Source organism: Paenibacillus taichungensis (assembly GCF_050994985.1).
GTDB lineage: Bacteria > Bacillota > Bacilli > Paenibacillales > Paenibacillaceae > Paenibacillus > Paenibacillus taichungensis.
Window position 1 is genome coordinate 6,850,090 of the sequence record NZ_CP194720.1, and the last position, 24,312, is coordinate 6,874,401.

24 protein-coding genes and 1 other annotated feature are annotated in these 24,312 nt (G+C 47.1%); of the genes, 23 read left to right on the forward strand and 1 reads right to left on the reverse strand.

Annotated features, from left to right (window positions below; genetic code table 11):
• Positions 1-10 precede the first annotated feature (10 nt).
• From ACR1R9_RS30690 to pssA, 4 genes are all read left to right on the forward strand, one after another.
• Complete coding sequence (locus ACR1R9_RS30690) at positions 11-2,473, forward strand: ATP-dependent Clp protease ATP-binding subunit (RefSeq protein ID WP_433921966.1); 2,463 nt, start codon at positions 11-13, stop codon at positions 2,471-2,473.
• Positions 2,474-2,768: 295 nt separating this feature from the next.
• On the forward strand, positions 2,769-4,136 hold the full coding sequence (gene radA / locus ACR1R9_RS30695) for a DNA repair protein RadA (protein ID WP_063567409.1): 1,368 nt from the start codon (positions 2,769-2,771) through the stop codon (positions 4,134-4,136).
• A 13-nt stretch (positions 4,137-4,149) separates the two neighbouring features.
• Positions 4,150-5,226, forward strand: a complete 1,077-nt coding sequence (gene disA, locus ACR1R9_RS30700) for a DNA integrity scanning diadenylate cyclase DisA (protein WP_076292150.1) — start codon at positions 4,150-4,152, stop codon at positions 5,224-5,226.
• 43 nt (positions 5,227-5,269) lie between these two features.
• The gene (gene pssA / locus ACR1R9_RS30705) at positions 5,270-6,001 is read left to right on the forward strand and encodes a CDP-diacylglycerol--serine O-phosphatidyltransferase (RefSeq protein WP_076292151.1); all 732 of its coding nucleotides are present in this window, start codon (positions 5,270-5,272) and stop codon (positions 5,999-6,001) included.
• A gap of 122 nt (positions 6,002-6,123) precedes the next feature.
• Here the strand turns inward: pssA and ACR1R9_RS30710 are convergent, their stop codons facing one another.
• Positions 6,124-6,519, reverse strand: coding sequence for a hypothetical protein (locus ACR1R9_RS30710; protein WP_024633611.1), 396 nt, complete (start codon positions 6,517-6,519; stop codon positions 6,124-6,126).
• A 174-nt stretch (positions 6,520-6,693) separates the two neighbouring features.
• On the opposite strand from ACR1R9_RS30710, the gene ACR1R9_RS30715 reads away from it, so the two are divergent.
• The 19 genes from ACR1R9_RS30715 to rpoB all read left to right on the forward strand — a co-directional run bounded on the left by ACR1R9_RS30715 (position 6,694) and on the right by rpoB (position 24,258).
• Positions 6,694-7,779 (forward strand): PIN/TRAM domain-containing protein, encoded by a 1,086-nt coding sequence (locus ACR1R9_RS30715; RefSeq protein ID WP_076292152.1) that lies wholly within the window; start codon positions 6,694-6,696, stop codon positions 7,777-7,779.
• 93 nt (positions 7,780-7,872) lie between these two features.
• Complete coding sequence (gene ispD, locus ACR1R9_RS30720) at positions 7,873-8,565, forward strand: 2-C-methyl-D-erythritol 4-phosphate cytidylyltransferase (RefSeq protein ID WP_433921965.1); 693 nt, start codon at positions 7,873-7,875, stop codon at positions 8,563-8,565.
• Positions 8,562-9,038 (forward strand): 2-C-methyl-D-erythritol 2,4-cyclodiphosphate synthase, encoded by a 477-nt coding sequence (gene ispF, locus ACR1R9_RS30725; RefSeq protein WP_053779226.1) that lies wholly within the window; start codon positions 8,562-8,564, stop codon positions 9,036-9,038. The genes ispD and ispF overlap by 4 nt, the downstream gene beginning before the upstream one ends.
• A 33-nt stretch (positions 9,039-9,071) precedes the next feature.
• A complete protein-coding gene (gene gltX, locus ACR1R9_RS30730; protein ID WP_076292154.1) occupies positions 9,072-10,535 on the forward strand; it encodes a glutamate--tRNA ligase in 1,464 nt (487 codons plus the stop codon).
• A gap of 594 nt (positions 10,536-11,129) precedes the next feature.
• A complete protein-coding gene (gene cysE, locus ACR1R9_RS30735) occupies positions 11,130-11,795 on the forward strand; it encodes a serine O-acetyltransferase (protein ID WP_076292156.1) in 666 nt (221 codons plus the stop codon).
• A gap of 29 nt (positions 11,796-11,824) precedes the next feature.
• Entirely contained in the window at positions 11,825-13,225 is a 1,401-nt protein-coding gene (gene cysS / locus ACR1R9_RS30740) for a cysteine--tRNA ligase (RefSeq protein WP_099859247.1), read from the forward strand.
• The gene (locus ACR1R9_RS30745; protein WP_433956410.1) at positions 13,210-13,746 is read left to right on the forward strand and encodes a Mini-ribonuclease 3; all 537 of its coding nucleotides are present in this window, start codon (positions 13,210-13,212) and stop codon (positions 13,744-13,746) included. Before cysS ends, ACR1R9_RS30745 begins: the two co-directional genes overlap by 16 nt.
• An 86-nt stretch (positions 13,747-13,832) precedes the next feature.
• A complete protein-coding gene (gene rlmB / locus ACR1R9_RS30750) occupies positions 13,833-14,579 on the forward strand; it encodes a 23S rRNA (guanosine(2251)-2'-O)-methyltransferase RlmB (RefSeq protein ID WP_062329492.1) in 747 nt (248 codons plus the stop codon).
• Between the two features lie 5 nt (positions 14,580-14,584).
• The gene (locus ACR1R9_RS30755; protein ID WP_076292158.1) at positions 14,585-15,106 is read left to right on the forward strand and encodes an NYN domain-containing protein; all 522 of its coding nucleotides are present in this window, start codon (positions 14,585-14,587) and stop codon (positions 15,104-15,106) included.
• A gap of 171 nt (positions 15,107-15,277) precedes the next feature.
• Positions 15,278-15,922, forward strand: coding sequence for an RNA polymerase sporulation sigma factor SigH (gene sigH, locus ACR1R9_RS30760; protein ID WP_024633601.1), 645 nt, complete (start codon positions 15,278-15,280; stop codon positions 15,920-15,922).
• Positions 15,923-16,226: 304 nt separating this feature from the next.
• Entirely contained in the window at positions 16,227-16,376 is a 150-nt protein-coding gene (gene rpmG / locus ACR1R9_RS30765; RefSeq protein WP_072735843.1) for a 50S ribosomal protein L33, read from the forward strand.
• Positions 16,377-16,397: 21 nt separating this feature from the next.
• Positions 16,398-16,589, forward strand: a complete 192-nt coding sequence (secE, locus tag ACR1R9_RS30770) for a preprotein translocase subunit SecE (protein WP_024633600.1) — start codon at positions 16,398-16,400, stop codon at positions 16,587-16,589.
• 22 nt (positions 16,590-16,611) lie between these two features.
• Complete coding sequence (gene nusG / locus ACR1R9_RS30775; protein ID WP_024633599.1) at positions 16,612-17,145, forward strand: transcription termination/antitermination protein NusG; 534 nt, start codon at positions 16,612-16,614, stop codon at positions 17,143-17,145.
• 68 nt (positions 17,146-17,213) lie between these two features.
• Entirely contained in the window at positions 17,214-17,639 is a 426-nt protein-coding gene (rplK, locus tag ACR1R9_RS30780) for a 50S ribosomal protein L11 (protein WP_076292159.1), read from the forward strand.
• 95 nt (positions 17,640-17,734) lie between these two features.
• On the forward strand, positions 17,735-18,427 hold the full coding sequence (gene rplA / locus ACR1R9_RS30785; RefSeq protein WP_024633597.1) for a 50S ribosomal protein L1: 693 nt from the start codon (positions 17,735-17,737) through the stop codon (positions 18,425-18,427).
• Positions 18,428-18,494: 67 nt separating this feature from the next.
• Positions 18,495-18,643, forward strand: a sequence feature (ribosomal protein L10 leader region).
• Between the two features lie 23 nt (positions 18,644-18,666).
• The gene (rplJ, locus tag ACR1R9_RS30790) at positions 18,667-19,170 is read left to right on the forward strand and encodes a 50S ribosomal protein L10 (protein WP_076292160.1); all 504 of its coding nucleotides are present in this window, start codon (positions 18,667-18,669) and stop codon (positions 19,168-19,170) included.
• A gap of 73 nt (positions 19,171-19,243) precedes the next feature.
• Positions 19,244-19,606 carry a 50S ribosomal protein L7/L12 gene (gene rplL / locus ACR1R9_RS30795; protein ID WP_076292161.1) on the forward strand — a complete coding sequence of 121 codons (363 nt, stop codon included), beginning with the start codon at positions 19,244-19,246 and terminating at the stop codon, positions 19,604-19,606.
• A 96-nt stretch (positions 19,607-19,702) separates the two neighbouring features.
• Positions 19,703-20,320, forward strand: coding sequence for a class I SAM-dependent methyltransferase (locus ACR1R9_RS30800; protein WP_076292162.1), 618 nt, complete (start codon positions 19,703-19,705; stop codon positions 20,318-20,320).
• Positions 20,321-20,712: 392 nt separating this feature from the next.
• Positions 20,713-24,258, forward strand: a complete 3,546-nt coding sequence (gene rpoB, locus ACR1R9_RS30805) for a DNA-directed RNA polymerase subunit beta (RefSeq protein WP_076292163.1) — start codon at positions 20,713-20,715, stop codon at positions 24,256-24,258.
• Positions 24,259-24,312: the final 54 nt, after the last annotated feature.

Sequence of the window (24,312 nt, forward strand, 5' to 3'; positions counted from 1 at the left end):
TGCAGGAGATATGATGTTTGGAAGATTTACGGAACGGGCCCAAAAGGTGCTCGCATTGGCGCAGGAAGAAGCTGTCCGTCTTGGTCATAATAACATCGGTACAGAGCACATTTTGCTCGGCCTCATTCGTGAAGGCGAAGGCATCGCAGCCAAAGCGCTGATCGGCCTGGGACTCGGATTGGAAAAAATTCAAGATGAAGTAGAAACGCTGATTGGCCGTGGCCAAGAGCAACCTACGAACATTGCATATACGCCTCGTGCGAAAAAAGTAATTGAACTGTCTATGGATGAAGCTCGCAAATTGGGCCATACCTATGTAGGCACAGAGCATATCCTGCTGGGATTGATCCGTGAAGGCGAAGGGGTTGCGGCACGTGTGCTGAACAACCTGGGTATTAGCTTGAACAAGGCACGTCAACAAGTACTGCAATTGCTTGGCAGCAGCGAAGCTGTATCCAGTCATAACGGTACACCTGCCAATGTCAGCACACCAACACTGGACAGTCTGGCACGTGACCTTACGGCGTATGCCAGAGAGAACAACCTGGACCCAGTGATTGGACGTAGTAAAGAAATCGAACGTGTTATTCAGGTTCTGAGCCGTCGTACCAAGAATAACCCGGTACTGATTGGTGAGCCAGGTGTAGGTAAAACAGCCATCGCTGAAGGACTTGCACAAAAAATTATCGCCAACGCAATTCCGGAGACTTTGCGTGACAAACGTGTCATGACCTTAGATATGGGTTCGGTTGTTGCAGGTACAAAATATCGTGGTGAATTCGAAGATCGTTTGAAAAAAATTATGGATGAAATTCGTCAAGCGGGTAACATTGTCCTGTTCATCGACGAATTGCATACCCTGATTGGTGCAGGCGGAGCGGAAGGTGCAATTGATGCTTCGAACATTTTGAAACCAGCTTTGGCCCGTGGAGAATTGCAGTGCATCGGTGCAACAACACTGGATGAATACCGCAAATATATCGAGAAAGATGCTGCCCTGGAGCGCCGTTTCCAACCGATCACGGTGGATCAGCCTTCTCCAGAAGAAGCAATTCAGATTTTACACGGCTTGCGTGATCGTTACGAAGCGCATCACCGGGTGAAAATTACGGATGAGGCGATTGTGCAGGCGGTTAAACTGTCTGATCGGTACATTACAGACCGTTTCCTACCGGATAAAGCGATCGACCTGATTGATGAGGCGGGCTCCAAAGTAAGATTGAACTCTTACACGATCCCACCAAACCTCAAACAATTGGAAAGCCGTCTCGAAGATATCCGTAAGGAAAAAGACGCAGCGGTTCAAAGCCAAGAATTCGAGAAAGCAGCAGCTCTGCGTGACACGGAACAAAAAATCCGTGAAGAGCTGGATGTAACGAAGAACCAATGGAAAGAAAAACAAGGTCGCACGGATTCTGAAGTAACGCCTGAGGATATTGCGCAAGTGGTAGCCAACTGGACTGGAATTCCGGTGAACAAGCTGAAAGAAGAAGAAACACAACGCTTGATGAACCTGGAGTCTATTCTTCATGAACGTGTCATTGGCCAAGATGAGGCTGTGAAGTCTGTCAGTCGTGCAGTTCGTCGTGCTCGGGCCGGATTGAAAGATCCGAAACGTCCGATGGGTTCATTTATCTTCCTAGGTCCTACCGGGGTAGGTAAAACCGAGCTCGCTCGTGCACTTGCTGAAGCCATGTTTGGCGATGAAAATGCAGTGATCCGGATCGATATGTCCGAGTATGGTGAGAAGCATTCCACTTCCCGACTCGTCGGAGCGCCTCCGGGATATGTGGGATATGAAGAAGGTGGACAACTGACAGAGAAAGTTCGTCGTAAACCTTACTCCGTCGTCCTGCTCGATGAGATCGAGAAAGCACATCCGGAAGTATTTAACATCTTGCTGCAAGTGCTTGAGGATGGTCGTCTGACGGATTCCAAAGGTCGCGTTGTTGACTTCCGAAATACATTGATTATTCTGACATCCAACGTGGGTGCTGAAGCGATCAAACGTAACTCTACACTCGGCTTCACAGCAGTTGTGGATGCAGGGGCGGATTATGATAACATGAAGGGTAAAGTCATGGATGAGCTGAAGAAAAGCTTCCGTCCAGAGTTCCTTAACCGGATTGATGAAATTATCGTGTTCCACTCTCTGGAACAGAAACACATTGCAGAGATTGTTACCCTCATGAGTGAGGAGCTTCGGAAACGGCTACGTGAATACGAGGTTGACTTCGAACTCACCGACAATGCCAAGGATTTCCTTGCTAAAGCCGGCTTCGATCCAGCTTATGGTGCTCGTCCGCTTCGTCGGGCGATCCAGAAGCATATCGAAGACAAATTGTCTGAAGAGTTGCTCACGGGTAATGTGACCAAAGGTGATTCGTTGCTCATCGATGAAGAGAACGGAGCCTTGTCTGTAACGAAAAAAGAAGTTGTTGTTCCTTCCACTGAGGAAATTGAAACGAAATAAGTGACACTTAACTAGTGACATAACTAATGAGTCTGATATATAAAACAAAAATCCTTTCTGACTTTAGTCGGGAAGGATTTTTGTTTTTTTTTGTGCCAGTCAGAGCCCCAAAGCTGTTGTTTATCAGAAAACAAACGTTGAACTGGCTACGAACATGTGTAAAGTTTGCGATAATCCTTTACGAAAAATCTCAAACAATGGTAAACTTTTATTAACCCTGCACGTCAGGGAGTTTAGGCAAAATTCGTCGAAAAATGCAAAATGCTGTTATAAAATAAATCCTAGGAGTGCTGAAGTGGCCAAAGTTAAAACCAAGTTTCAGTGTACGGAATGCGGCTATGAAGCCCCCAAATGGTACGGCAAATGTCCGGGTTGTCAGTCTTGGAATTCAATGGTGGAAGAAACCGAAACGGTGGTCAAAACACAAGGAAGAAATTCCCCTCTTTTTGAGAGTAAAGATAAGCCACTTCCCATCATAGATATAGATAGCGGTCAGGAACCGCGTGTACAGACTGGAATTGAAGAGCTGAACCGGGTTTTGGGCGGCGGAATTGTTCCAGGATCTCTCGTTCTGGTGGGCGGAGACCCCGGAATCGGAAAATCAACGTTGATGTTGCAGACATCTCATGCATTGACTCATTCAGGTTTGCGCGTGTTATATGTCTCAGGCGAGGAATCAGTTAAGCAAACGAAATTGCGGGCTGACCGTCTAGGTGCGCTGTCTCCTGAGTTATATGTACTATGTGAGACCAATATGGAGCGGGTTGAGGAAGCGGTGGAGCAGATCCAGCCGCATTTTCTAGTCATCGACTCCATTCAGACCGTATATCTGCCAGAAGTCACCAGTGCTCCCGGCAGTGTAGCTCAGGTAAGGGAATGTACATCACGGTTCATGCGGATCGCCAAAGGGCGAGGCATTGCAACCGTACTTGTGGGGCATGTTACGAAAGAAGGTGCTATTGCCGGTCCACGTATGTTGGAGCATATGGTGGACTGTGTTCTTTATTTTGAAGGAGAGCGGCATCATACGTATCGCCTTTTACGTGCGGTGAAGAACCGTTTTGGTTCGACCAATGAAATCGGTATTTTTGAAATGGGTGAAGATGGACTTCGTGAAGTAGGTAACCCTTCTGAGCTCTTTTTGTCAGAACGTCCACTGGGTGTGGCTGGTTCTACCGTAGTTGCCAGCATGGAGGGCACACGTCCTCTGCTTGTGGAATTGCAGGCATTGATTTCAACCACACATTTCCCTTCTCCTCGACGTATGGCGACAGGGGTAGATCTCCATCGATTAAATTTGATTATTGCGGTCTTGGAGAAACGGATGGGCATGTTCCTACAAACACAGGATGCTTATCTGAACGTAGCTGGTGGCGTGAGATTAGATGAGCCGGCAGTGGATTTGGCGGTTGCTGTAAGTATCGCATCCAGCTTGAGAGATGTGCCGACCAAGCCAGATGACGTCATCTTTGGGGAAATCGGTTTGACGGGTGAAGTTCGGGCCGTTTCACGGGCTGAACAACGTGTAAAAGAAGCTCAAAAATTGGGCTTCAAGCGTGTCATTTTACCAGAAAAAAGCTTAAAGGGCTGGAAACATCCTCGCGGGATACAACTGATCGGTGTGAATACCGTGGCAGATGCACTAGCGGTTGCTTTAGATTAGGGGGCATAACAAGATGAAAGATTCGAGCCAACTGGATAATATGAACGAATTGTTAAGGCTGATCGCACCAGGTACACCTTTCCGCGAAGGTCTGGAGAACGTGCTGCGCGCCAAGACGGGTGCACTGCTGGTTGTAGGATACAGCCCTGAAGTGATGGAAGTAGTGGATGGAGGATTTTCGATAAACTGTGATTTCTCCCCGAACTATCTGTATGAACTCGCGAAGATGGACGGTGCCATTATCCTTAGTGAGGATTTAAAGCGTATCCTATACGCCAACACTCAGCTCATTCCTGACTCATCTATCTCTTCATCTGAGACGGGGATCCGTCACCGGACGGCTGAGCGAGTCGCGAAACAAACAGGCAAATTAGTTGTATCTATATCACAGCGCCGGAATATTATCACCTTATACCAAGGAACACTACGGTATTCCCTCAAGGAAATCGGGGTTATTTTGACCAAGGCGAATCAAGCGATTCAAACCTTGGAGAAATACAAAGCTGTTTTGACACAGTCGCTTACGAATCTGAGCGCCTCCGAGTTCGAGGAACTGGTGACGATTCCTGAGGTGGTCAATGTCATTCAGCGTACGGAAATGGTTATGCGTATCAAAACGGAAATTAAGCGTTACATTCATGAACTCGGCAACGAGGGACGTCTCATCTCCATGCAGATGGAGGAACTCGTCGGTACAACAGAAGAGGAAGCATGGCTACTGTATAAGGACTATGCCCGTGATGACAGTGATGACAAAATCCGTGAGATTATCGTTGGTCTGAAAAGATTGTCGGACGATGAATTGCTGGATGCACATCATATTGTACGTCTTCTGGGATACCCTTCGTCAGCTGCTACGTCCGAAGATTCGGTTGCACCTCGCGGATATCGGGTATTAAACAAGATACCCCGCCTGCCGAATGTCATCATCCATAACCTGGTCGATCAATTCGAACAATTGCCTCATGTCATTATGGCTACAATTGAAGAGCTGGACGAAGTGGACGGGATTGGAGAGGTGCGCGCCCGTACCATTAAGGAAGGTCTCAAGCGTTTGCAGGAGCAAATGTTTATTGACAGACAAATGTAAGGGTTTGCCTATAACGGCTTGAAAATAATGAGGTGAAACAACGATGTTAACCAGATTCATTCCGAATCTCTTTACCTTAGGTAATCTGTTTCTTGGAATGATGGCAATCCTGCTTGCAATTGATGGAAATTATAGTTTGGCTGCCATTTTGGTCATTATTGCGATGTTGTTGGATGGTCTGGATGGCCGTGTGGCACGTGCACTTAATGCCCAGAGTGAATTTGGTAAAGAACTGGATTCTTTGTCTGACATGGTTTCATTTGGTGCAGCTCCAGCCCTAATTATATTTATGGTCTCGTTCCAGGACGCAACTCCGGTTTTCGCCTGGATCGCAACCGCAAGCTTTCCCATTTGTGGAGCTATCCGGCTTGCCCGGTTTAACGTTCGCCCCGGCATCCCCGGGTACTTCACAGGTTTGCCGATTCCAGCGGCCGGAGGAGTTCTGGCAACACTGTCCCTGTTTAATAAGGATATCGGTCCTGTGAGTATGATGATTGCGACTTTGCTGTTATCTTATCTGATGGTAAGTTCGCTGAAATACCCCAATTTCAAAAAGGTTGGTCTGCCGCGCAAAGCGATCTGGATTGCACCTTGGGTTATCGTCTTCGCAATCGTGGTGGCGGTCATGTTTCCAGAACAATTGTCCAAATTGATCTTTATTCCACTGGTGTTATACGCTCTATATGGGATGAAGCATAATATGCGGACAGTAGCCTCACGCAACCGGGCCAAAAAGCGTAAAGAAGAGAAGTCTTCCCGTCCTTCCGATCGCTAGGCATTCCATCATTTTGGAAAATACAAAATAAGCACGTACGCTCCTGACAGGAGAATGCGTGCTTATTTTTGTTTTTCAAATCTATAAGGTAACTTAACCATTTGCAACGAAATACGTATTGTTTACGACAAATTGAACATCCCTAACGTCGAACATTTCTGTGACTCGTGATTTACGACCTCTTCCATGTTGATGTCCAGCAGATTGCAGAGAGCCGACATATAAAACAGGTTCCGCCCCAGTTCAGAGCTGATAACCTCTTTGCAATTCTCGCACAATTCACCTTCCACATGCGTTTCCAGCAGGCCTTTTGATTGAGCAATATCGCTCTCTGGGGCATATTTCTGCTTGGTGGCGTGCAGCTCAATGCAGCCGCATTCAGTAATGGCCTTTGACACGGCACGGTTGACAGAGGCGCCGGCTTGTCCTGTTTTGGACAGTACATCAATCAGGCTGCGATGACGCAGCAACAGCTCGGAAACTTGATCCTGAAAAGCCTGTAAACTTAGCGTACTCATTTTGCTACTCACCTCGGGATATGAATTGAATTCATTATATGCCAATAATTTACCTTCTTTCAACTGACGATTGCAACATTTCCAAAAAGTTCTTCAAAAGCGGGATTAGCAATCAGGGAATTGGATCATACTGGATATAAAGATGAAGATATATTGAAGGAGGTGCAGGGACTTATGTGGAAAAAAGGCATTTTAACTTTTACAGGATTGTGCGGTGCATGGTTCGGCTACACGGCATATCATCTGGCAGGAAAATCCGTCCCTTGGATGGCAGAATGGATTCAATCAGCAGGATTGTTGGGGGCTGGGGTATCAACCCTACTAGGTGCTGTATTGTTTATGTCCGTGTGTAACATCGGTGGGACATTAATGGCAACCAGACTGCATAATAGTATTGATTCTTTGGCCAAAGTACCGATGAATGAATTGGCTGCAGGTGCAGCGGGTACAGTTGCAGGACTGTTGGTGGCCTTGCTGTTATATCCTTGTGTGGCATGGCTCGGGACGGCCGGAGAGGTGCTTCAGGTGGCGCTGACGGTCGTAAGTAGCTATACAGGCTATATGCTTGCCATGGCGAAGAAAGACGATCTGGCGGCCTTCTGGATGTCAGGACGTTGGGGGCATCCCGAGGTGGATGAAGACAGACGACTGGAAGAGCACAAAATTTTGGATACCAGTGTAATTATCGATGGTCGCATCGCAGATATATGCAAAACCGGATTTATCGAGGGCACGATTGTAATCCCGGAATTTGTTCTGGAGGAATTGCAGCACATTGCCGATTCATCGGACTTGCTCAAGCGGAACAGAGGACGGAGAGGGCTTGATATCCTGAATAAAATTCAGAAGGAATTGGACGTCAAAGTTCTTATTTACGAAGGTGATTTCGAGGAAATTTCCGAAGTGGACAGCAAGCTGGTCAAGCTCGCCAAGGTTCTTCAGGGCAAAGTTGTCACCAACGACTTCAACTTGAACAAGGTCTGTGAATTGCAAGGTGTATCCGTGCTAAATATCAATGATCTCGCCAATGCGGTTAAGCCCGTGGTATTGCCAGGTGAGGAGATTATGGTGCAGATTATCAAAGATGGTAAGGAACACGGTCAAGGTGTAGCCTATCTGGATGATGGCACGATGATTGTTGTGGAAGGCGGACGCGAGTATATCGGCATGATGATGGAAGTGCTGGTGACCAGTGTGCTGCAGACGTCAGCAGGACGAATGATTTTTGCCAAGCCGAAACTGTTGGAAAAAGCCCAATAAAGCGGTATGATGGGTAGTGTATCGTTAGAGTTTATAATATAACTGTATTATATCTCCGAACGGTAAACTGACAGACAAGGCAGGGATTGCGGCATGGATAAAGGGTGGGGTGTTGTCATTGTGGCGGCAGGTCGGGGGACCCGGATGGGAACAACCGAGAGTAAGCAGTTTCTGCTGCTGCAGGACAAGCCCGTTTTCATACATACGCTTGAAGTGTTTGCGGCTATGGACGAGGTCAGCGAAATGGTGCTGGTCACGGGAGCTACCGATGTTGAACGCTGCCAGGAATGGGTAAAAGAATACCGACTGGAATCACATGTCCGTGTCATCCCCGGAGGGAAAGAGAGACAGCATTCGGTCCACGAAGGCCTTAAGGCACTAGGGACAGACTGGGTCCTCGTTCACGACGGGGTACGTCCTTTTATAAACCGTGATCAGATTATGGGATGTATGAAGGCCGCCATGTCGGGTGGAGCAGCTGTACTGGCCGTTCCAGTGAAGGATACGATCAAACAAGTAAATGCGGATGGAATCGTTACGGCGACGCCGGACCGCAGCAGTCTGTGGAGCATTCAAACCCCGCAGGCTTTTCGTCTTTCTTCCCTGATACTTGCTTACGAATCGGCGGACCAGGACGGATTTCTAGGAACGGATGACGCAATGCTGGCTGAACGCCAGGGAATGTCGGTCAAGGTTGTGGAAGGCAGTTATACGAATATCAAATTAACGACGCCGGAAGATTTGGAATACGCCGCGTTTTTGCTCAAGGGAGAGAAGAAGCGATGATACGTGTAGGACAGGGATTCGATGTACATCAACTGGTAGAGGGACGCCCATGCATTATTGGCGGGGTCACGATCCCTTATGAAAAAGGACTGCTGGGTCACTCGGACGCAGACGTGCTGCTGCATGCCATCAGTGATGCCATTCTTGGTGCGCTTGCACTTGGGGATATTGGCAAACACTTCCCGGATACCGATCCGGAGTTCAAGGATGCGGATAGCCTGAAACTGCTGGAGCATGTGTGGCAGTTGGTGAAGGATCGTGGATACCGTCTGGGGAACATCGATTCAACCATTATTGCACAGAAACCGAAGATGGCACCTTACGTTCCGCAGATGGCCGAGGTTATTGCCAAGGCACTTGAAGCGGATGTAACTCAGGTGAATGTCAAAGCGACAACAACAGAGCAACTCGGATTCCCCGGACGGGGAGAGGGAATAGCTGCCCAATCGGTTGTTTGCCTTGTTCGCGTGTGATATCATCAACCAATTAGAGACGGAGGGGATATTATGAGCACCGAAGTTCGCGTGCGCTACGCGCCGAGTCCAACGGGACACCTGCATATCGGGAACGCCCGTACGGCGCTGTTTAACTATTTGTATGCCAAACATAATAACGGCAAATTCATTATTCGTATTGAGGATACGGACGTGAAACGCAACATTGCCGGTGGTGAGGAAAGTCAGCTGAAATACTTGAAATGGCTCGGAATCGAGTGGGACGAAAGTATTGATGTCGGCGGCGAGTACGGACCATACCGTCAGACGGAACGTTTGGATATCTATCGTAAGTATACCCAGGAGCTGTTGGATAAAGGTCTGGCTTACCGCTGTTACTGCACGGAAGAAGAGCTGGAACAGGAACGTGAGGAACAGACAGCACGTGGAGAAACTCCGCGTTATTCGGGTAAACACCGTGATCTGACACCGGAGCAACAGAGCGCATTTGAAGCGGAAGGTCGTGTGGCGAGTATTCGTTTCCGTGTACCGGAAGAACGCATCTATACGTTTGATGACATGGTCAAAGGAACAATCTCATTCAACAGCAAGGAATCCGGCGACTTCGTTATTGTGAAAAAAGACGGCATTCCCACGTACAACTATGCAGTTGCTGTGGATGATTACCTGATGAAGATCTCTCACGTCCTGCGTGGCGAAGATCACATCTCTAACACACCGCGTCAACTGATGATTTATGAAGCGCTTGGCTGGGAGCCGCCGCAATTCGGTCATATGACGTTGATCGTGAATGAAAACCACAAAAAGCTGAGCAAACGTGACGAGTCCGTTATTCAGTTTATTGAACAATATGATCAGCTTGGCTATCTGCCTGAAGCGATGTTTAACTTCATCTCCCTGCTTGGCTGGTCCCCTGAAGGCGAAGAAGAGATCTTCTCGCAGGAGCAGTTAATCTCCATTTTTGATACGAAGCGTCTGTCCAAGAGTCCGGCGGTATTTGATACCCACAAGCTGGCTCACTTGAACAACCATTACATCAAAAATGCGGACCCGGATCGCATTGCCGAAATGGCAATTCCACATCTGCAAAAGGCGGGACGCATTGCTGCTGAGCTCTCACCTGAACAGAAAGAATGGGCATATACGCTTGTTCATCTCTACCAGGAGCAAATGAATTCTGCCTCCGATATCGTGGAATTGTCGGAAGTGTTCTTCCGTTCCCACCTGGAGCTGGAAAGTGAAGGAGCTGCTGTACTGGCTGAGGAGCAGGTACCAACCGTTCTGAAGGCATTTGCTGATAAAGTACAGGCTAGCGACGAATTTACACCAAGCAAAATGGCTGCGCTGATCAAAGAAGTTCAGAAAGAGACCGGATTTAAGGGTAAACAGTTGTTTATGCCGATTCGTGTAGCTCTGACAGGACAGACTCATGGCCGTGATCTGAACCAAACGATTGTACTGCTTGGTCGTGATACGGTGATTGATCGATTGCATGCTCAGGTAAAAGGTGCATAAGAAACGCCCCTTTTAGAGTCTACTTTGGACTTATGGATAGAACTTCGTTTATACCGATATGAAGGAAGATTGTTGTCAGTCCATAACCTTTTCGCTATAATAGCAACACAAAGGTTAAATGGTATGATTTTATCATTCATCATAAAAACAGCAAAGACCGGGAGAAGTAGGCTGAACCGGACAGATTCAGAGAGGATGGCCCCGCAGTAAAGAACAGGATTCTTTGCTGCGGTGGCTGTGAGCCATCCGCTGTCCGTCAGTCGAAATGCACCCGTGAGCTGCATAGCCGAATCCGGCCCCGCCTCTCGTTATGTAGGAGAGAGGAAAACGTCAGGATAGGTTGTGACGGTTGGTTCCCGTTACGGAACTGTTGAGGGTTCATTCTTGTGCAAGGATATGAGGAGGCTATAACAAACTTCCCAGTTCTTGTATGTTAAGGCATGAACCGAGCAGAGTGGGACCGCGATAAACGCCTCTGCAGCTTAATAGCTGCAGGGGCGTTTTCTATTTAGGTCGAGTCGGAAGTACACTACCATGAGGGCCGCGCCGTCCGGTAAGCCGGAGGACGAAGACCTGAACAAGAGGGGAACGAGCATGTTCAAGAAGATCAGATCAGATATCCAGGCGGTGTTTGAAAACGATCCGGCGGCCCGGGGATGGTTTGAAGTTGTATTTACCTACTCGGGGCTGCATGCGATATGGGCGCACCGTGTGGCACACTTTTTATACAAGCGGAAATGGTTTTCTTTCGCCCGGTTCATTTCACAGGTCAGCCGTTTTATGACAGGCATCGAAATCCATCCCGGCGCTACAATTGGCAATCGGTTGTTTATTGACCATGGCATGGGCGTCGTGATTGGGGAAACATGTGAAATTGGCGATGATGTTGTCATCTATCAGGGGGTCACACTTGGTGGAACGGGTAAAGAAAAAGGGAAGAGACATCCGACAATTGGCAATAATGTGGTTATCTCATCCGGGGCGAAGGTGCTAGGTTCCTTCAGCGTGGGGGATCAATGTAATATTGGTGCGAACTCTGTTGTACTGAAGGAAGTTCCTTCGAATAGCACCGTTGTAGGCATACCGGGCAGAATTGTGAAGCAGGATGGCCGCCGGGTGGACCGTCTGAATCAGCAGCTTCCCGATCCGGTCATCGATTCCCTGCGCACGATGCAGCAAGAAATCGAACGATTGCGTGAAGAAGTGCGTACTCTGCAGAGTACACGTGAAAGTGAGTATTCCCGTGGTACAATAGAATAATGATGGAAACGGATGAAAGGAAAGTGACTATGACGCTTCAAATTTACAATACGATGAGTCGTACCAAAGAGAATTTTGTTCCTCAAGAGCCGGGGAAAGTGAAAATGTATGTGTGCGGGCCGACAGTATATGATTACATTCATATCGGGAATGCACGTCCAGTTATCTTTTTCGACACGGTTCGCGGATACCTGGAACAGACAGGTCATGAAGTGAACTATGTCGTGAACTTCACGGATGTGGATGACAAACTCATTCGCAAGGCCGAGCAGCTTGGTACGGATGTTCCTCATGTCGCAGAAAAGTTTATTGCAGCTTACTACGAGGATCTCGAAGGGCTGGGTATTCCGAAGGCAAGCAGTAATCCAAGAGTGACGGAAAACATGCCGCTCATTATTGATTTTATCCGTGAATTGGTTGAAAAGGACTTCGCCTATGAAAATGGCGGTGACGTATATTATCGTACAGGCAAATTCGCGGAGTACGGCAAATTATCTAAGCAAAACCTTCAGGAATTACAGTTTGGAATCCGCATTGGTGTAGATGAGCGCAAAGAGCATCCGGAAGACTTCGTACTCTGGAAAGCTGCGAAGCCAGGTGAGATATTCTGGTCCAGTCCATGGGGGGATGGTCGTCCGGGCTGGCATATCGAGTGCTCTGCCATGGCACGGGAATACTTGGGGGATACGTTGGATATTCACGGCGGAGGACAGGATTTGCAGTTCCCTCACCATGAGTGCGAATGCGCTCAATCCGAGGTGTTGACTGGCAAACCACTGGCAAACTACTGGATGCATAACGGATTTATTCGTATTGATAACGAAAAAATGTCGAAATCACTCGGTAACGGAGTGCTTGTTAAAGACCTTCGCAATCAATATAAACGCGAAGCCATTCGTTATTTCATGTTGTCTACTCACTATCGCAATCCGTTGAACTTCACTGAAGATACGATGGAACAGGCACAGAATAGTGTGGACCGGATTGCCAATGCTGTAGGTAACCTTAATCATCGCTTGCAAGCTGTGAGCGTGGATCAGGCTGTGTCAGCAGAGTTTGCAACGAGACTGGAGCAGATTCGTCAGCAGTATCATGAGAAAATGCAGGACGACTTCAATACGCCTGATGCGATTACGGCACTGTTTGAATGGGCTGGGGAAGCTAACCAACTGTTGCAGCAAGATGTGGTAAACGCTGCGGACATTCGCGCCCTGCTGGAATTATTCAGTGAGCTGAATGCGGTGCTTCGCATCTATACCGAGGCTGAACCGGAGCTTTTGGACGAAGAAATCGAACGTCTAATTGAAGAACGTAACGAAGCGCGCAAGTCCAAAAACTGGGCGCGGGCTGATGAAATTCGGGATGAACTGTCTGCGCAGGGCATCTTGCTTGAGGATACAGCTCAAGGAATGAGATGGCGCCGCAAATGAGCGAAGAACAACTGAAAAAGTTGTCTGAAACCGTCGAACATGCCGAGCAACGGGAGGAACAACAGACAGATGAACAATCTCTGAGCGTTGACCAGGGAGGGTGGTTTCCTTATCCGCCCTCTCGGCCTGCACGGTTAATTCCTCCCATCGCTCTCGCTTACATTGGTGATGCGGTATATGAGGTAGCCGTACGCCAGTATCTGTTGTCCAAAGCCAATATGCGTCCCAACCATCTACATCGTAGTGCGACGGGTTTGGTATCGGCGAAGGCACAGAGCCGTATTCTCACAGGTATTGAGGCTGAGCTGACCGAGGAAGAACGTGACATTGTCAGACAAGGTCGTAATGCCAAGTCTGGCAGTATTCCCAAAAACGCAGATGTTTTGGAATATAGACATGCCACAGCTTTGGAGTGTCTGATCGGTTACCTGTATAGCAGTGGTCGGCATGATCGCATGATTGAATTAATTCGCAAGGGCATCCAGCATGCGGAAGAACATTCGCAATCACCGACAAAATAATATAAATTACAACAAAGCCGCTTCTGTAAGATGTGCCGAATAGGGTGCAGTGTATGACAGGGCGTTATAGAGAGGATCGAACAAAGATGGAAGAAGAATGGATCGCCGGTAAACACTCCGTGACGGAGGCGCTGCGTTCAGGCCGGACCATTAATAAAATATGGATTGCAGATACAGCGCAAAAACATTTGACGCAGCCCATTATTGCGGAAGCAAAAAAACTAGGGATTGTGATTCAACACGTGGACAAGCGTAAACTGGATCAAACGGTTCCGGGCATTCAACACCAGGGCGTGGTAGCACAAGCGGCTCCTTACGCTTATGTGGAGGTAGAGGACATTCTTGCTGCAGCGGCTGCAAAAAATGAACATCCATTTTTGATTTTGTTGGATGAGATTGAAGATCCACATAATCTTGGATCCATTTTGCGGACGGCTGACTGCACAGGTGCACATGGTGTCATTGTACCTAAACGGCGTTCAGCTGCAGTTACAGTGACCGTATCCAAAACATCAGCAGGTGCGGTAGAGTATGTGCCAGTGGCTCGTGTAAGCAATCTGGGACAAACCATTGACCGTCTCAAGGAAGAGGGCGTGTGGGTCGTAGGTACCGATGTGGCTGCTCAGGAGAGCGTGTTTGGTAACGGAGTCTTTACAGGCCCGGTAGCCCTCGTGATCGGAAACGAAAACAAGGGAATGGGACGACTCATTCGTGAGAAATGCGATGTGTTGATCAAATTGCCGATGCAAGGTCAGATTAATTCCCTGAATGCTTCCGTGGCAGCGGGTGTTGTCATGTATGAAGTGCTCCGCTCGCGCCAAGCGCAGGACTAGAAGATATGGCTGATTCCCGTGATGTGCTTCTTGTAGACGGGTACAACATGATTGGTGACTGGCCGGAGCTATCCAGATTGGCGGAGAGTGGATTGGAGGAGGCCCGCAACAGGCTTCTCTCTCGACTAGCCGACTATCAGGCATTCTCTGGCCGGAGAGTCATTGTTGTTTTTGACGCCTACCTCGTGCCTGGACTCGGTAAATCCTTTACACAGAGCAAAGTGCAGATCTTTTTTACAAAGGAAAAAGAGACGGCAGACGAATGCATTGAGAGACTCGTTCGGGAACTAAGCACGCGAAGACGCCAAATCTATGTGGCTACAAGCGATATGGTAGAGCAGCATGTCATTTTTGGACAAGGAGCTCTGCGTGTATCCGCAAGGGAATTGCTGATCGAAGTAGAGCAGAACGAAAAAGAGTTACAGAAACGTCTGGAAGAAGATCAAGCTAAAGCAACGCGAAATACACTCGGCGGCAAGTTAAGTCCGGATGTTTTGAAGCAATTTGAGCGATGGCGCCGGGAATAACAGCACGTTTTTACAAAAATTAGAATTTTGAAACTCTTGACAATTATGTTATTGATGTTCTTTTTTAGGCAGAGCGTGGTTGACGGTGTGAGGTACCATCATATATACTGATCCTATATTTCATAGAGTAGAGTAACGGGGTACCTTGCGTTGCAGCCGGAGGGATTGTCTGTGAGTGTCGACCTCAAAGATATCATGTTATCCAAGTATGATTACCAAAGTGACGAAGACATTGTCGAAGCGGTCCGTGAAGGTGAAAGCGAAGCGCTGGAGTTTTTGATTAACAAATATCGTAACTTTGTACGCGCCAAGGCAAGATCTTATTTTCTGATTGGGGCTGACCGGGAAGATATCATTCAAGAAGGAATGATTGGACTCTATAAATCTATTAGAGATTTTAAAGGGGACAAGCTCGCTTCTTTCAAAGCCTTCGCCGAGTTGTGTATTACACGACAGATTATTACGGCAATCAAGACAGCAACACGTCAGAAGCATATTCCGCTTAATTCTTATGTATCACTGGACAAACCTATTTATGACGAAGAGTCCGATCGTACGTTACTCGATGTGATTTGTGGAACACAGGTCAGCGATCCGGAAGAGCTTATCATCAATCAGGAAGAGTTTGTGGGCCTGGAAGATAAGATGTCTGAGATTCTGAGTGATCTGGAACGTAAAGTATTGATGTTGTATCTGGACGGGAGATCTTATCAAGAGATTGCAGTAGATTTGGACAGGCATGTAAAGTCCATTGATAATGCACTTCAGCGCGTCAAGCGTAAACTTGAAAAGTACCTGGAAGTTCGAGATAATTGAACACATGTTGTCGTTGACGGAAAAGGCTCGGGGTTTGAGTCTTTTTTTGCTGCCTCAAGTTTATAAAGTTAAAGAATGATTATACTAGTAATCGCTTGGTCCATGCAGGAGAAGAGAAAAACAGAGATGAGAAACTGAATGTGTTTGATAGGAACTTTTTACCCATTGATGAAAGGCTATTCTTTCATTGACATGGTTATACCCTTATGATAAAGTGTTTTAGGTAGGCCTAAATTCGCGGCTTTTTTTTAGGATCAATTTAGAGACTCCGCTTGAATGTGGAAGTCTTCGGGAGGTGTACATCATGCGGGTAATTATTACTTTGGCTTGTACAAACTGCAAACAAAGAAATTACACTACGACAAAAAACAAGCGTAATCACCCCGACCGCATGGAGATGAAGAAATTTTGCAAGTTTTGTAACGAGCAGACTTCTCATCGCGAAACCAGATAGTTTTTTGGAGGTGTAGTCGGCGTGAAACGTAGTTTCAAATCTCTGATTTCCTTTTTCTCTGAAAGCTGGGCTGAACTTAAAAAAGTTCGCTGGCCTAATCGTAAAGAGCTGACCAACTACACATTGATCGTTCTTGGTACTGTTGTGGTTATGACGCTGTTTTTTTGGGTCGTTGATATCGGCATCTCCGCTGTGATCGAAGCGATTATTTAAGAAGGGTCCCAGGTGGCTTGATATGGAAAAAAGATGGTACGTCGTTCATACCTATTCAGGGTATGAGAATAAGGTCAAAGCCAATTTGGAAAAACGCGTAGAGTCCATGGGCATGGAAGACAAGATTTTCCGCGTTCTTGTTCCTATGGAAGAAGAAGTGGTAAACAAAGACGGTAAGAAAAAAACCGTTATGCGTAAAGTTTACCCCGGATATGTCTTGGTGGAAATGGTCCAGACGGATGACTCTTGGTATGTTGTTCGCAACACGCCAGGTGTTACGGGATTTGTCGGTTCGACAGGTTCCGGGTCCAAACCAACAGCCTTGCTGCCTGAAGAAGTGGAACAAATTCTGAAGCACATGGGCATGGTTGAGCCGAAGCCTAAAATTGAATTCGATATTAAGGAATCCGTACGTATTAAAGTTGGTCCTTTTGCGAATTTTGTGGGCTCCGTGGAAGAAATCTTGGTAGACAAAAGCAAGTTGAAAGTGCACGTGAACATGTTTGGACGGGAAACACCGCTTGAGTTGGAATACACGCAAGTGGAGAAGATATAGTCTCTTCAAGTTTCTTGTGGGAGGGCTGTGAGGCCCGTTAACCACTATTTTGCAAGGAGGTGTCAATCATGGCAAAAAAGGTAATCAAAATGGTAAAACTGCAAATTCCAGCAGGTAAAGCGAATCCAGCGCCTCCGGTAGGTCCAGCTTTGGGTCAAGCAGGTGTCAACATCATGGCATTCTGTAAAGAGTTCAACGCTCGTACAGCCGATCAAGCGGGATTGATTATTCCTGTTGAAATCACAGTATTCGAAGACCGTTCCTTTACTTTCATTACTAAAACTCCACCAGCAGCAGTTCTGTTGAAAGTGGCAGCTAAAGTAGAAAAAGGATCCGGCGAACCGAACAAGAAAAAAGTCGCTACCGTTAAACGTGATGCGGTACGTCAAATCGCGGAAACAAAAATGCCTGACCTGAATGCTGCTGACGTTGAGTCTGCAATGCGTATGGTCGAAGGTACTGCCCGCAGCATGGGTATCACCATCGAAGACTAATTTTTCATCTGAAACATGGCTTCGTAAAGCCGGCCGATTCGCGGCCGGTTGATGTGGGAGGTATATCCGCTAACACCACAAAGGAGGAATATAACATGGCTAAACACGGTAAAAAATACCTGGAAGCTGCTAAGCTGATTGACAGCGAAGCAACTTACGAGCCTTCAGAAGCTGTAGAGCTTGTGAAAAAGGCAGCCACTGCAAAATTCGATGAAACTATCGAAGCAGCAGTACGCTTGGGTGTTGACCCACGTAAACAAGACCAGGCAGTACGTGGTGTTGTTGTCTTGCCACACGGCACAGGTAAAACACAACGCGTATTGGTATTTGCAAAAGGTGACAAAGCGAAAGAAGCGGAAGCGGCTGGCGCGGACTATGTTGGTGATGCAGACATGATCAACAAAATCCAACAAGGCTGGTTCGAATTCGACGTCTGCGTAGCGACACCGGACATGATGAGTGAAGTAGGTAAATTGGGCCGACTGCTCGGCGGTAAAGGTCTGATGCCTAACCCTAAAGCCGGAACGGTAACTTTCGATGTATCCAAGGCTGTTCAAGAAATTAAAGCCGGTAAAATCGAATATCGTCTGGATCGTGCAGGTCAAATTCATGCACCGATCGGTAAAGCTTCTTTCTCAGCAGAGCAATTGAATGAGAACCTTAAAGCTCTCATGGATGCTTTGACTCGTGCTAAACCGGCGGCAGCAAAAGGTGTTTATCTGAAGAATGTAAGTCTTTCTTCCACGATGGGCCCTGGCGCACGCGTGAACGCAGCATCTTTTAGATAATATCACTTGACAGGCTTGTCCTGTTCTGATAATCTATAAAAGTTGTGAGTCCGAGTGACTGACCGTTGACATTTGAATATGCTTACCGTAGACAGTAGGTGCCTTTATGGCTTAATTTCCTGCCGAGGTGTGATTATAGAACTTAGAACGATGAAAATCGGTTATGAGTATATATCAAGCCTTCGTGATTCTACGGAGGCTTTTCTTAATGGGATAAATTTGATCAGGAGGTGTACAGTTTGGCAAACGCAAAAGTGATTCAAGCAAAACAAGAGTCCGTTGATGCAGTAACAGCAAAATTGCGCGAGAGCGCTACTAGCGTTGTTGTTGACTATCGCGGTTTGAACGTTGCCCAAGTAACTGAGCTGCGTAAGCAGCTTCGTGAAGCCGGAATCGAATTCCAAGTGCTGAAAAACTCGTTGCTTCGCCGCGCAGCAGCTGCAGCAGAACTGACAGAACTTAACGAAGTACTGACAGGTCCTAGTGCAATTGCATTCAGCGTAGACGACGTAGTGGCTCCAGCCAAAATTCTGAACGACTTCGCGAAAAAGAACGATGCACTGGAATTGAAAGGTGCAGTTGTAGAAGGTCGCGTAATTGGAGTACAAGAAGTCAAAGCGTTGGCAGAATTGCCATCCCGCGAAGGTCTCCTTTCCATGCTCCTCAGCGTGCTTCAAGCGCCAGTGCGCAACTTCGCGCTTGCGGTTAAAGCTGTTGCTGAAAAAGAAGAACAAGGCGCGTAAGCAACTTGATCTGAATGCTGCTTAGGCAGTGATGAAATACAAAAAAAATAATATTATATATGGAGGTTCAATCATGAGTAAAGAGCAAATCTTGGAAGCAATCAAAGGCATGACTGTACTGGAATTGAATGATCTCGTTAAAGCAATCGAAGAAGAATTCGGCGTAACTGCTGCAGCTCCAGTAGCTGTTGCAGGTGGCGGAGCTGCTGCAGCTGAAGCTGAGCAATCCGAGTTCGACGTAATCTTGACTAGCGCTGGTGCTTCCAAAATCAACGTTATCAAAGCAGTTCGTGAAATCACAGGTCTTGGCCTGAAAGAAGCAAAAGAAGTGGTTGACAACGCTCCAAAACCACTGAAAGAAAAAGTAAGCAAAGAAGAAGCAGAAGCGGTTAAAGCTAAGCTTGAAGAAGCAGGCGCTTCAATCGAAGTTAAATAATTTAGCTTTCATTAGCTAGATGAACAAAACAACAAACCCCTTGACTTATATCAAGGGGTTTGTTGCTGTAATTGTATAAGGAAAGTGAGTGAGGACATGTCCAATCATTATTATTCGGACAAACCGCAAGTGGCACATGACAGACGGGCTACAGAAGCGGAGCTACGCGGATGGAAATTACGACTCGTTACGGATGCAGGGGTATTTTCCAAAAACGGAATCGATTACGGCAGCAGAGTGTTGATTGATGCTATAGAGTTGCCTGCTGGAGCTCATGTACTGGATGTGGGCTGCGGATATGGACCCATTGGTCTTACGGCAGCTAAACTTGTACCGGATGGACATGTCACCATGATCGATATCAATGAGAGAGCGGTTGAGCTTTCCAAGGAAAATGCAAAAGCGAACGGCATAACGAATGTAACAGTTATGCAAAGCAATCTTCTGGCTGAAGTTAAAAAGGAAGACTTTGACGCGATTCTAACCAATCCTCCGATCCGTGCGGGTAAGGATACCGTACACACGATCTTTGAACAGGCTTATGGTCATTTGAAGATGGGCGGAGCGTTATGGATTGTCATTCAGAAAAAGCAGGGGGCACCTTCGGCAAAAGCGAAGCTGGAATCTCTCTTTGGACGAGTGGAGGAAGTAACGAAGGATAAAGGCTACCGAATTTTCAAAGCGGTAAAATTGGAAGAGGCGCCTTTAGGCTAAATCCTAATTTGTAAAGTAAGCAGGGCAGCATTTTTTTTGCAATAGGACTATTGACTTGAAATTCAGGCCGTGGTATTATTGTAAAATGTCAGTATTAAGATGCCCTATTTGGCTTTAGCTAACTAAAAATGTCAACCTTTTTTACGCCGAACGGGCTTATTATGCCTACGTTTGGCGTATAATATGTACATTTTGGGCAAACTGGGGATAAGTATGATTTGGAAAGACATCCGCCGATCAAAGTTGCTCTTTTTTCGAACGACATTCGAGTAAGGGCTTTTCTTTATTTGTGGATGCATTGCTTTGCTCTGTATGTGTACCATTATAAGGTTACAAACAGAGGTTCGCAACGAAATTTTTAAAGTGAGTAGACATTGAGGGGTGAGTTTAAGTTGGCAGGACATCTTGTTCAATATGGTCGACGCACTCGGCGCAGTTATGCACGAATTAACGAGATACTCGAAGTTCCGAACCTGATTGAGATCCAACAAAAATCTTACGATTGGTTTTTGGAGGAAGGGTTGCGCGAAATGTTCCAGGATATCTCGCCGATCCAGGATTTTACAGGTAACTTGATTTTGGAATTTATCGATTACAGTCTCGGTGAACCGAAGTATACAGTAGACGACGCGAAAGAGCGTGACGTTACTTATGCAGCACCGCTTCGGGTCAAAGTCCGGCTCATTAATAAGGAAACCGGCGAAGTCAAAGAGCAGGAAGTATTCATGGGAGATTTCCCGCTGATGACCGACACCGGCACATTTATTATTAATGGTGCGGAACGGGTTATTGTCAGCCAGTTGGTTCGCTCTCCTAGCGTTTACTTCAGTACTAAAGTAGATAAAAACGCCAAAAAAACGTATACCGCTACAGTTATTCCTAACCGCGGCGCTTGGCTCGAACTGGAGATGGACGCGAAGGATGTTGTTTACGTCCGGATCGACCGTACACGTAAAATACCGGTGACGGTTCTCCTGCGTGCACTTGGTTTTGGCACAGACGCTGAGATTCTGGATCTGCTCGGTAATGACGAATATATCCGCAATACACTGGACAAAGACAATACGGATTCAACGGAGAAAGCGCTGATTGAGATTTATGAGCGTCTTCGTCCGGGCGAGCCACCAACGCTTGATAATGCGAAAAGCTTGCTTGTAGCTCGTTTCTTTGATCCAAAACGTTATGATCTGGCTAATGTAGGTCGTTACAAAATCAACAAAAAGCTGCACATCAAGAACCGTTTGTTCAACCAACGTTTGGCTGAGTCTCTTGTAGATACCGAAACTGGCGAAATTATCGCTGAAGCAGGTCAAATGATAGACCGTCGTCTGTTGGATGAAATCATGCCGCAACTAGAGAAGAGTGTTGGTTTCCGCACATATCACGTTGCTAACGGCGTTTTGGATGCCAATGATATCCCGATGCAAACAATTGATGTGTTTTCACCAATTGAGGATGGTAAGGTCGTTAAACTGATTGCCAATGCTAACATTGATAAATCAGTGAAGAACGTTACACCGGCTGATATCATTTCCTCAATCAGTTACTTCATTAACCTTCTGCATGGCATCGGAAGCACAGATGATATCGATCACCTGGGTAACCGTCGTCTCCGCTCGGTTGGTGAACTCTTGCAAAACCAATTCCGTATCGGTTTATCCCGTATGGAACGTGTAGTTCGTGAGAGAATGTCCATCCAGGATGCTAACGTAATCACGCCTCAGGCTTTGATTAACATACGTCCTGTTATCGCATCCATTAAAGAGTTCTTCGGTAGCTCGCAATTGTCACAGTTTATGGATCAAACGAACCCGCTGGGTGAGTTGACGCATAAACGCCGTCTGTCCGCACTCGGACCGGGTGGTTTGACACGTGAGCGTGCCGGCATGGAAGTCCGTGACGTGCATCCATCCCACTATGGCCGGATGTGTCCAATCGAGACACCAGAGGGACCAAACATTGGTTTGATCAACTCCTTGTCGACATTTGCCCGTGTGAACGAATATGGATTCATCGAAGCTCCTTATCGCTGGGTCGATCCGAAGACTGGTGTCGTAACCGAGCAAATCGATTATCTGACAGCAGACGAAGAGGACAACTATGTAATTGCTCAAGCGAATGCGAAGCTGAATGAAGACAGTACTTTTGCTGAAGAAGCGATCATTGTACGTTACAACAAGCAGTCGGATAATATTCTTACGATGCCGAGTGAACGTGTTGACTACATGGACGTATCTCCTAAGCAAGTTGTATCTGTCGCTACAGCGCTCATTCCGTTCCTTGAGAACGATGACTCCAACCGTGCACTCATGGGATCGAACATGCAGCGGCAAGCCGTTCCACTCTTGATTCCTAAAGCTCCGCTCGTCGGAACAGGTATGGAACATAAGGCCGCGAAAGATTCCGGTGTATGTATTGTCTCCAAATATGACGGGATTATTGAACGTTCTTCTGCGAATGAGATTTGGTTGCGTCGTGTTGAAGAAGTTGATGGTCAAGAAGTCAAAGGCGATATCGTTAAATATAAATTACACAAATTTATGCGTTCGAACCAAGGAACATGCATTAACCAACGTCCGATTGTCAAAAGAGGTGCTGTTGTCAAAGCTGGCGACATCCTTGCAGACGGTCCTTCGACGGAAATGGGTGAATTGGCACTTGGACGTAACGTAGTTGTTGCTTTCATGACTTGGGAAGGTTACAACTACGAGGATGCGATCTTGCTCAGCGAAAAACTCGTTAAAGAAGATGTGTATACATCCATTCATATCGAGGAATATGAGTCAGAAGCACGTGATACTAAGCTCGGACCTGAAGAGATCACGCGTGATATCCCGAACGTAGGGGAAGAAGCGCTTCGTAATCTGGATGAGCGCGGTATTATCCGTATCGGTGCTGAAATCAGTGCTGGCGACATTCTGGTTGGTAAAGTAACACCAAAAGGTGTAACGGAACTGACTGCAGAAGAACGTCTCCTGCATGCGATCTTCGGTGAGAAAGCACGTGAAGTACGTGATACTTCCCTGCGTGTACCTCACGGTACTGACGGTATCGTAGTTGATGTAAAAGTCTTTACCCGTGAAAACGGTGATGAACTGCCTCCAGGTGTTAACCAACTCGTTCGTGTCTATATCGCTCAAAAACGGAAAATTTCCGAGGGTGATAAAATGGCCGGACGTCACGGTAACAAAGGGGTCGTGGCCCGTATCCTGCCGGAAGAAGATATGCCTTTCCTGCCGGACGGTACACCAGTTCAAATCGTTCTTAACCCGCTGGGCGTACCTTCCCGGATGAACATTGGTCAAGTACTTGAAGTTCACTTGGGTATGGCAGCCATGCAGCTCGGTATTCACGTAGCTACTCCTGTATTCGACGGAGCGAAGGAGTATGACGTCTTCGATACGATGGAAGAAGCAGGTATGCAGCGAAATGGTAAAACCGTTCTGTACGACGGTCGTACGGGAGAAGAGTTCGAACGTGAAGTTACTGTCGGCGTCATGCATATGATCAAGCTGGCGCACATGGTTGACGATAAAATCCATGCTCGTTCCACAGGTCCTTACTCACTCGTTACGCAACAGCCTCTGGGTGGTAAAGCCCAGTTCGGTGGACAACGTTTCGGGGAGATGGAAGTATGGGCGCTTGAGGCTTATGGTGCGGCCTATACACTGCAAGAAATCTTGACTGTTAAGTCCGATGATGTTGTAGGTCGGGTGAAAACGTATGAGTCCATCGTCAAAGGTGAGAATGTTCCTGAACCAGGTGTTCCTGAATCATTCAAAGTATTGATCAAAGAGCTGCAAAGCTTGGGTATGGACGTTAAGATTTTGAGCGAAGATGAGCAAGAGATTGAAATGAAAGAAATGGACGATGAAGATGACGCTGCGAGCGATAAGCTCAGCCTCAACCTTGAGGGTACAGAGGTCGGAGCGGAGTAACCGCTTCGGGCGCATGATGACCGGCGTTTTTCATCAGGCTCGCGTCTTGCTCCG